The organism is Streptomyces sp. NPDC029296, from assembly GCF_055569255.1.
The window spans coordinates 23,916-32,357 of sequence record NZ_JBVHXT010000015.1; the positions used below are offsets into that span (position 1 = coordinate 23,916).

Genomic DNA, 8,442 nt, shown 5'->3' on the forward strand with positions numbered 1-8,442 from the left:
CCCACCGCCGGCCCACCCCCATCCGCTCCGGAGCGACACCACCGTGACGTCTGAAACCCCCTCCCTGACCGGCGCAGACCCCCTCGACCCACCGCCGGGCTGCCCCGCGCACGGCCTCGGCCCCGGGGCACCGAGCCGGCTCTACGGCCCCGACGCCGACGACCTCGCCGGCCTCTACGAACGCCTGCGCGAACAGCACGGCCCGGTGGCCCCCGTGCTGCTCCACGGCGACGTGCCCATGTGGGTCGTGCTCGGGCACGCCGAGAACCTGCAGCTGGTGCGCAGCCCCTCCCAGTACACCCGGGACAGCCGGATCTGGTCCCCGCTGAAGGACGGCCGGATCAAGCCCGACCACCCGCTCATGCCGCACATCGCCTGGCAGCCCATCTGCTCGCACGCCGAGGGCGCCGAGCACGAGCGGCTGCGCGACGCGGTCACCGCGGCCATGGCCACCATCGACCACCGCAGCGTCCGCCGGCACATCGGCCGTCACACCCAGGCCCTGGTCAACGGCTTCTGCGAGCGCGGGCGGGCCGACCTGGTCCCGCAGTTCGCCGAGCACCTGCCGATGGCCGTGATGTGCGAGATCCTCGGCATGCCCGAGGAGTACGACGACCGGATGGTGCAGGCCGCGCGGGACGCCCTGAAGGGCACCGAGACCGCCATCCAGAGCCACACCTACGTCATGGACGCGCTCAGCCGGCTCACCACCCGGCGGCGTGCCCGGCCCGAGGACGACTTCACCAGCCATCTCGTCGGGCATCCGGCCGGGCTGACCGACGACGAGGTCCGCGAGCATCTGCGGCTCGTCCTGTTCGCCGCCTACGAGGCGACGGCGAACCTCCTCGCCAACGCACTGCGCATGGTCCTCACCGAGCCGGGCTTCCGGGCCCAGCTCAACGGCGGCCAGATGACCGTGCCGGAGGCGATCGAGCAGTCCCTCTGGGACGAGCCGCCGTTCAGCACGGTCTTCGGCTACTACGCCAAGCAGGACACCGAACTGGGCGGCCGGCGCATCCGCAAGGGCGACGGGCTGCTGTTCGCGCCCGCCCCCGGCAACGTCGACCCGAGGGTGCGGCCCGACCCGGCGGCGAGCATGCAGGGCAACCGCTCCCACCTCGCCTTCGGCGGCGGCCCGCACGAGTGCCCCGGCCAGGACATCGGCCGCGCCATCGCCGACGTCGGCGTGGACGCGCTGCTGACGCGGCTGTCCGACATCCAGCTCGACTGCGCCGAGGAGGACCTGCGCTGGCGGTCGTCCCTCGCCTCCCGGCACCTGGTGGCCCTGCCGGTGCGCTTCGAACCCAAGCCGCAGCAGGACGTGGACCTGCCGCCGCGGGCCATGCCGATCCCCCCGCAGCGCTCCGGCTGGCAGGTCGGCGCCCTGAGCAGCGACCCGGACCCGGCCGGCGCGCCCCGGCCGGCCGTCGCCGACCCGCCGCCCGCACCGGCCCCCGCCCCTCCGGCCCCCGAACCGGCCCGGCCCGGGGGCCTGTGGCAGCGGCTCCTGCGCTGGTGGCACGGCGGCTGACCCCGGCCGGCCGTGCGTCAGCCGCCAGGCCGGTCCGCGTCGGACCAGTCGGTGTACGACGTCCAGGCACACAGAGGACGGCCGCTGGTGAAGGCGTGGTGCGTGCCGGTGACCGGGTCGGTGAACTCCAGGCGCCGGGCGAGCAGTTGCAGCGGGCGCCGGAAGTCGCCGGCCGGTACCGGGTCGGTCACCTCGGGGTACAGCGGATCGCCGAGGATGGGCACGCCCAGCGCGGCCAGGTGCACCCGCAGCTGGTGGGTCTGGCCGGTCACCGGGACCAGCCGGTAGCGGCCCAGCCCCGACCGGTGTTCGGCCAGTTCCACCCGGGTCTCGGCGTTCGGTTCTCCTGCGACCTCCCGGGCGGCCGGCACCCCGCGCTCCTTCACGATCCGGCTGCGCACGGTGCGGGGCAGGGCGAGCGCGGGATCGTACGGGGCGACGGCCTCGTACTCCTTGCGCACGCGCCGGTCGCGGAACAGGGTCTGGTAGGCGCCGCGTTCACCGGGGCGCACCGTGAACAGCACCAGCCCGGCGGTGAGCCGGTCCAGGCGGTGCGCCGCCGTCAGCGCCGGCAGCCCCAGCTCGTGCCGCAGCCGGGCCAGCGCGGTCTGGGCGACATGCGAGCCGCGCGGGGTGGTGGCCAGGAAGTGCGGCTTGTCGGCCACCACGATGTGCTCGTCCCGGTACACCACCTCCACCGGGAACGGCACCGGCACCTCGGCGGGCAGCTCGCGGTGGAACCAGACGAACATCCCCGGTTGGTAGGGGGCGTCCGGCGGCACGGCCCGTCCGTCGGCGCCGACCACCTCGCCGGCGGCGAACATCGCCTCCACCATCCCGGGGCCGGCCCCCGTGAGCCGCTCCACCAGGTGGTCCCGCACGGTGGCCCACGCCCCGGCCACGGGCAGCCGTACCCGTACGGGATCGACCCCGTCGCGTTGGGGGAGCGGGGCGGGCGGGGGCGGCGTACGGCGACTCATCGGCGTCAAGGGTACGGGGCGTCAAGGGGATGGTCGTACGGTCACCCGGGACGGTCGGTAAACGGGTGGGCCGCGCGGCCGTGCACCCGGCAGGATGTGGATCATGCCGTTTCTCATCCAGCCGGTCCTCACCCCCGGCGCCCTCGCCCGTGTTCCGCAGCCCGTCCTTCCCACCGCCGGCGGTCTGGTGCTGCGCCCGTGGCGGGCCGAGGACGCGCCCGCCGTGCACGCCGCCTTCCAGGACCCGGCGATGCACCAGTGGCACATAAGGGCGTGCGACTCCGAGGAGGAGGCCGCCGGCTGGATCACAAAGTGGCGGGCGTCGTGGGCGGGGGAGAAGGAAGCCCAGTGGGCCGTCGTGGACGAGCGGACGGACGAGCTGCGGGGCCGGGTCGCGCTGCGGCAGATACTGCTCGGGGACGGCGTGGCCGAGGTGGCGTACTGGACGGTGTCACGGGCACGGGGGCAGGGGGTGGCCGCCCGGGCCGCCGCCGCCCTGTCCGAGTGGGCCTTCGAGGAGATCGGCTTCCACCGCCTCGAACTCTTCCACGCCACCGCCAACGAGGCGTCCTGCCGGGTCGCCGCCAAGGCCGGCTTCGTCCTGGAGGGCACCAAGCGCAGCGCCCTCCTCCACCAGGACGGCTGGCACGACATGCACTTCCACGCGCGCGTGCGGGAGGACTGAGGACCACGGAAGACGGCGGCACCCTCGGGGTGGTGCCGCCCGCCCGGCTGACCAGGCACCGGCCCGCCCGGGTCCCGCCCTCACACGCCCCGGCTCATCGAGCCCGGCCAAGCCCGGCCGGGTTGCGTCCCGGTTCCGCTCAAGCCGCCGCCGACGTGGTGGTGCCCTCCTGCTCGGCCTCCACGCGGGCGTTCCACTCGCGCTTGGAGGCCTGCCAGCCGTCCTCGTTGTGGCCGAGGCGCCAGTAGCCGGAGATCGACAGGTCCTCGCGCGGGATCTGGTGCTCGATGCGCAGCAGCCGGCGCAGCTCCTTCACGACGCCCGCCTCGCCGTGCACGAAGGCGTGCACCCGGCCCTGGGGGAACTCCAGCCCCCGCACGGCCTCCAGCAGGGCCTTGCCGACCGGCCGGTCGCCGCGGTGCAGCCATACGACCCGTACGCCGGTGTCGATCTTCTGCTCCTCCTCGGGGCCGGAGACCTCGATGAAGGCGTGCGCGCGGGCGCCGGCGGGCAGCGTCTCCAGGGCGCGGGAGATGGCCGGCAGCGCGCTCTCGTCGCCGGCGAGCAGGTGCCAGTCGGCCGCCGGGTCGGGCGCGTAGGCTCCGCCGGGGCCCATGAAGCGCACGGTCTCGCCGGGCTGTACGCGGGCGGCCCAGGGACCGGCCAGGCCCGCGTCGCCGTGGATCACGAAGTCCAGGGTCAGTTCGCGCCGCTCCGCGTCCCAGTCGCGCACGGTGTACGTCCGGGTCACCGGCCACTGCTCGCGCGGGAACTCGGCGCGGATCCGCTCCAGGTCGAAGGGGACCGGGTAGCTGACACCGGCGGCGCCGAACAGCAGCTTCACGTAGTGGTCGGTGCAGGTGTCCGCGGCGAATCCGGCGAGACCCGCGCCGCCGAGCACCACACGCTGCATGTGCGGGGTCAGCCGCTCGGTGCGTACCACCTCAGCGGTATGGGTCTTGCGCGGCTTTCGTCCCGGGCGCTCTGCCATGACGGCCTCCTGGGGTTGGTTAGGTTTACCTAAGTTAGCACCTCTGTCAATTCAAGACCCCTTCCGTGAGACGCTCATGAGAGCCTTTTGCCGGAATCTTTCCTCGCCGCGCACCGGACCGGTCTCCCGGACCGGCCGGATCAGCCCGTCAGGGTGGTCAGCAGGCGCCCCAGCGAGCCGCCCAGACCCCAGCGTCGTCCCAGCTCGGCCAGCGCCGCCGCATCGCGCGGAGCGCCCGGCAGGGCCGTGCCGACCTCCGGCAGCGGCACGTCGCCGGCCACCCGCACCACCTTCGGCGCGACCGCCAGATACGGCCGCGCCTCGGACAGCCGCTTGCGCTGCGCCGGCGTCAGCTTCGCCCCCGGATCGTCCACCGCCGCCATGATCCCGGCCAGGTCGCCGAACTCGGCGAGCAGCTTGGCGGCCGTCTTCTCGCCGATCCCGGGCACGCCCGGCAGGCCGTCGCTGGGGTCGCCGCGCAGCAGCGCCAGATCCGCGTACCCGCGCCCGTCGACGCCATACTTCTCGCGCAGTACCGCCTCGTCGGTGAGCTGAAGGGTGCCGACGCCCTTCAGGGGGTAGAGCACCCGGATCCCGCGCTCGTCGTCCACCAGCTGGTACAGATCGCGGTCGCCGGTGACGATGTCGACCGGGCCCCGGGCCCGCGCGGTGAACGTGCCGATCACGTCGTCCGCCTCGTACCCCGCGACGCCCACGCGCGCGATGCCGATCGCGTCCAGCACCTCCTCGATCACCGGCACCTGCGGGGCGAGGGTGTCCGGCACCTCCTCCGCGTCCGGCGCGTCCGTGTGCTCCTCGGCGACCCGGTGCGCCTTGTAGGTGGGGATGAGGTCCACCCGCCACCGCGGGCGCCAGTCGGCGTCCATGCAGGCCACCAGGTGGTCCGGCCGGTGGTCCTTGACCAGCCGGTCGATGAAGTCCAGCAGCCCGCGCACCGCGTTGACGGGCGTGCCGTCCGGTGCCCGCACCGAATCCGGGACGCCGAAGTAGGCGCGGAAGTACAGCGAGGCGGTGTCGAGAAGCATGAGTCGTCCGGTCACGCACGCATCATGCCCCACGCCACCGACAGCGCCCCGTCAGGCCGCACGGCACCGGCGGCGCCCCGCGCGCCGGGAACGCGTTGCGTGACGCGCACTGCCGTGAACCGGGCCACTTGCGGGTTTGCCTCGCCTTGACCTGGGGAGGCGCGGCCTCTGTCCTGTCCCCGGAGACGAGAGGTGCGCGTGTCACCCAGGCTTGAGGCAGAACACCTGTTCAAGGTGTTCGGAAGACGACCCGACGACGCGGTGGAGCGGCTGCGGCACGGCGCCGACCGGGCGGAGCTGCGCGCGGACGGCGTGACGGCCGCCGTGATCGACGCCTCCTTCCGCGTCGAGGCCGGCGAGATCTTCGTCGTGATGGGACTGTCGGGCTCCGGCAAGTCCACCCTGCTGCGCATGCTCAACGGGCTGCTGGAGCCGACCGCGGGCAGTGTGCGCTTCGACGGGCAGGACCTGACCGCGCTCGGCGACCGGGAGCTGCGCGAACTGCGCTCCCGCAAGATCAGCATGGTCTTCCAGCACTTCGCGCTGTTCCCGCACCGCAGTGTCCGGGACAACGCCGCCTACGGTCTGGAAGTGCAGGGCGTGCCCCGCGCCGAGCGCGAGCGCCGCGCCGACGAGGCGCTCGCCCTGTGCGGCCTGGCCGGCTGGGAGACCTCCTGGCCCGACGAGCTGTCCGGCGGCATGCAGCAGCGCGTCGGTCTCGCCCGCGCCCTCGCCACCGACGCGGACCTGCTCCTGATGGACGAGTCCTTCAGCGCCCTGGACCCGCTGATCCGCCGCGACATGCAGGACCAGCTCCTGGAGCTGCAGAAGACCCTGAAGAAGACGATCGTCTTCATCACCCACGACCTCAACGAGGCCATGCGGCTCGGCGACCGTGTCGCCGTGATGCGCGACGGCCGCATCGTGCAGACGGGCACCGCCGAGGACATCCTGCTGCGCCCCGAGAACGACTACGTGGCCTCCTTCATCCAGGACGTGGACCGTTCCCGGGTGCTGACGGCGGGCGCGCTCATGGACACCTCGGTGACGGCCGACGCGCCGCTGTGCGGCTGCGAGACCGCGACCCCTCGGACGCCGTTCGCGGAGCTGTGCGCCATCAGCGCCCGGCTGTCCCACCGCGTCTCGGTGGTGGACGCGGCGGGCCGGGTCGTCGGGGTGGTGCCGCGGCAGCGCCTGCTCGGCTTCCTCGGCGACGAGACGGCCGCTCCCGCGGCCTGCGACAACCCCGAGGGGAAGGTGATCAGCCGTGCCTAGGATCCACCTCGGCGACTGGGTCGACTCCGGCGTGGACTGGCTGGTCGCCCACCTCTCCTGGCTGTTCGACGCCGTCAAGGCCGTCATGGAGGGCATGTACGACGGCATCGACACCGTGCTCGCCGCGCCCCAGCCGCTGCTGATGGCGGGCATCCTCGCGGTGCTCGCCTGGTGGCTGCGCGGACTGCTCGCCGGTGTCCTCGCCTTCGCCGGGTTCGCCCTGGTCGACTCGCTCGACCTGTGGGACCGGGCGATGTCCACCCTGGCGCTGGTCCTGGTGGCGACCGTGATCGCCCTGCTGATCTCCCTCCCGCTGGGCATTTGGGCCGCCCGCTCCAAGACGGTCAGCGCGGTCGTACGGCCGGTCCTGGACCTGCTCCAGACCATGCCCTCGATGGTGCTGCTGATCCCGGCCATGCTGTTCTTCGGACTGGGCACCGCCGCGGGCGTCGTCGCCACCCTGATCTTCGCGCTGGCCCCCGGCGTCCGCATGACCGAGCTGGGCATCCGCCAGGTCGACGCCGAGCTGGTCGAGGCCGCCGAGGCGTTCGGCACCACCCCGCGCGACATCCTGTGGCGGGTGCAGCTGCCGCTGGCCCTGCCCACCATCATGGCCGGCGTCAACCAGGTGATCATGCTGGGCCTGTCCATGGTCGTCATCGCGGGCATGGTCGGCACCGGCGGCCTCGGCGGCGCCGTCAACGAGGCCATCGGCCAGCTCGACATCGGCTACGGCTTCGAGGCGGGCGTCGGCATCGTCGTCCTCGCCATCTACCTGGACCGGGTGACCGGCGCGCTCGGCACCCAGCTCTCCCCGCTGGGCCGCAGGGCCACCGCGAAGGCACGCACGCGCGCGTGGTCGTACCGCCCGCGCCCGGCCGTCGCGCTGGCCGGGGTGGTCGTCCTCGCCCTCGTCGCGGGCGGACTCGGTGTCTTCGGCCCCGCCGCGGGCACCTCCGAGGCCTCCGGCACGGACGTCGGCAAGGGCAAGGAGATCAGGATCGGCTACATCCCCTGGGACGAGGGCATCGCCTCCACCTTCCTGTGGCAGGAGATCCTCCGGCAGCGCGGGTTCGAGGTGAGCACCACCCAGTACGCGGCCGGCCCCCTCTACACCGGCCTCGCCACCGGCCAGCTCGACCTCCAGACCGACTCCTGGCTGCCGACCACGCACGCCGAGTACTGGGCGAAGTACGGCAAGCGGCTGGACGACCTCGGCAAGTGGTACGGCCCCACCTCCCTGGAGCTGAGCGTGCCCTCCTATGTCAAGGACGTGAACTCCCTGGCGGACCTGAAGGACCACGCCTCCGAGTTCGGCGGGAAGATCATCGGCATCGAGCCCAGCGCGGGCATGATGAGCCTGCTCAAGAGCAAGGTGCTCAAGGAGTACGGCCTCGAGGGCACCTACGACGTGGTCGACGGCTCCACCCCGGCCATGCTCGCCGAGCTGAAGCGCGCCTACGCCCGGCACCAGCCCGTCCTCGTCACCCTCTGGTCGCCGCACTGGGCGTACAGCGACTACGACCTGAAGAAGCTCGACGACCCCAAGGGCGCCTGGGGCGAGGGCGACGGCGTGCACACCCTCGCCCGCAAGGGCTTCGCCGCCGACAACCCGCGCGTCGGCCAGTGGCTGAAGGACTTCTCCATGACCGAGGAGCAGCTGACCGGCCTGGAGGCGCGGATCCAGAAGGCCGGCAAGGGCAAGGAGCAGGACGCCGTCCGCGGCTGGCTGCGCGACCATCCCGGCCTGGTCGACAAGTGGGCCCCCGTCGCCAAGGACGCCACCCACAGCGAGGCGGCCGGGTGACCCGACCCGCCCGGGACCGCCTCCCGAGGGGGGGGGGGGGGGGGGGGGGGGGGGGGGGGGGGGGGGGGGGGGGGGGGGGGTGGGGTGTGGTTGGGTGTGGGGTCGTTGTTGGTGATAGTCTCGCGGC

Annotated in this window: 7 protein-coding genes; 4 read left to right on the forward strand and 3 right to left on the reverse strand. The window is 73.3% G+C overall.

All coding sequences use genetic code 11. The annotated features are described in order from the left end of the window. The first annotated feature begins 43 nt into the window (after nucleotides 1-43). Nucleotides 44-1,531: a cytochrome P450 gene (locus ACZ4W9_RS15205; RefSeq protein WP_467935758.1), complete on the forward strand. Its 1,488-nt coding sequence runs from the start codon at nucleotides 44-46 to the stop codon at nucleotides 1,529-1,531. 17 nt (nucleotides 1,532-1,548) lie between these two features. Here the strand turns inward: ACZ4W9_RS15205 and ACZ4W9_RS15210 are convergent, their stop codons facing one another. Continuing rightward, nucleotides 1,549-2,511, reverse strand: a complete 963-nt coding sequence (locus ACZ4W9_RS15210; protein WP_467935759.1) for an RluA family pseudouridine synthase — start codon at nucleotides 2,509-2,511, stop codon at nucleotides 1,549-1,551. A gap of 103 nt (nucleotides 2,512-2,614) precedes the next feature. Here ACZ4W9_RS15210 and ACZ4W9_RS15215 point away from each other — a divergent pair, with 103 nt between their 5' ends. Next, a complete protein-coding gene (locus tag ACZ4W9_RS15215) occupies nucleotides 2,615-3,196 on the forward strand; it encodes a GNAT family N-acetyltransferase (protein ID WP_467935760.1) in 582 nt (193 codons plus the stop codon). Between the two features lie 139 nt (nucleotides 3,197-3,335). Here the strand turns inward: ACZ4W9_RS15215 and ACZ4W9_RS15220 are convergent, their stop codons facing one another. Then, nucleotides 3,336-4,187, reverse strand: a complete 852-nt coding sequence (locus ACZ4W9_RS15220; RefSeq protein WP_467935762.1) for a siderophore-interacting protein — start codon at nucleotides 4,185-4,187, stop codon at nucleotides 3,336-3,338. 140 nt (nucleotides 4,188-4,327) lie between these two features. Further along, nucleotides 4,328-5,248, reverse strand: coding sequence for a 5'-3' exonuclease (locus ACZ4W9_RS15225; RefSeq protein WP_467935763.1), 921 nt, complete (start codon nucleotides 5,246-5,248; stop codon nucleotides 4,328-4,330). A gap of 183 nt (nucleotides 5,249-5,431) precedes the next feature. Here ACZ4W9_RS15225 and ACZ4W9_RS15230 point away from each other — a divergent pair, with 183 nt between their 5' ends. Further along, complete coding sequence (locus tag ACZ4W9_RS15230; protein WP_467935765.1) at nucleotides 5,432-6,508, forward strand: quaternary amine ABC transporter ATP-binding protein; 1,077 nt, start codon at nucleotides 5,432-5,434, stop codon at nucleotides 6,506-6,508. Further along, a complete protein-coding gene (locus ACZ4W9_RS15235) occupies nucleotides 6,501-8,315 on the forward strand; it encodes an ABC transporter permease/substrate binding protein (protein ID WP_467935766.1) in 1,815 nt (604 codons plus the stop codon). The genes ACZ4W9_RS15230 and ACZ4W9_RS15235 overlap by 8 nt, the downstream gene beginning before the upstream one ends. Nucleotides 8,316-8,442: the final 127 nt, after the last annotated feature.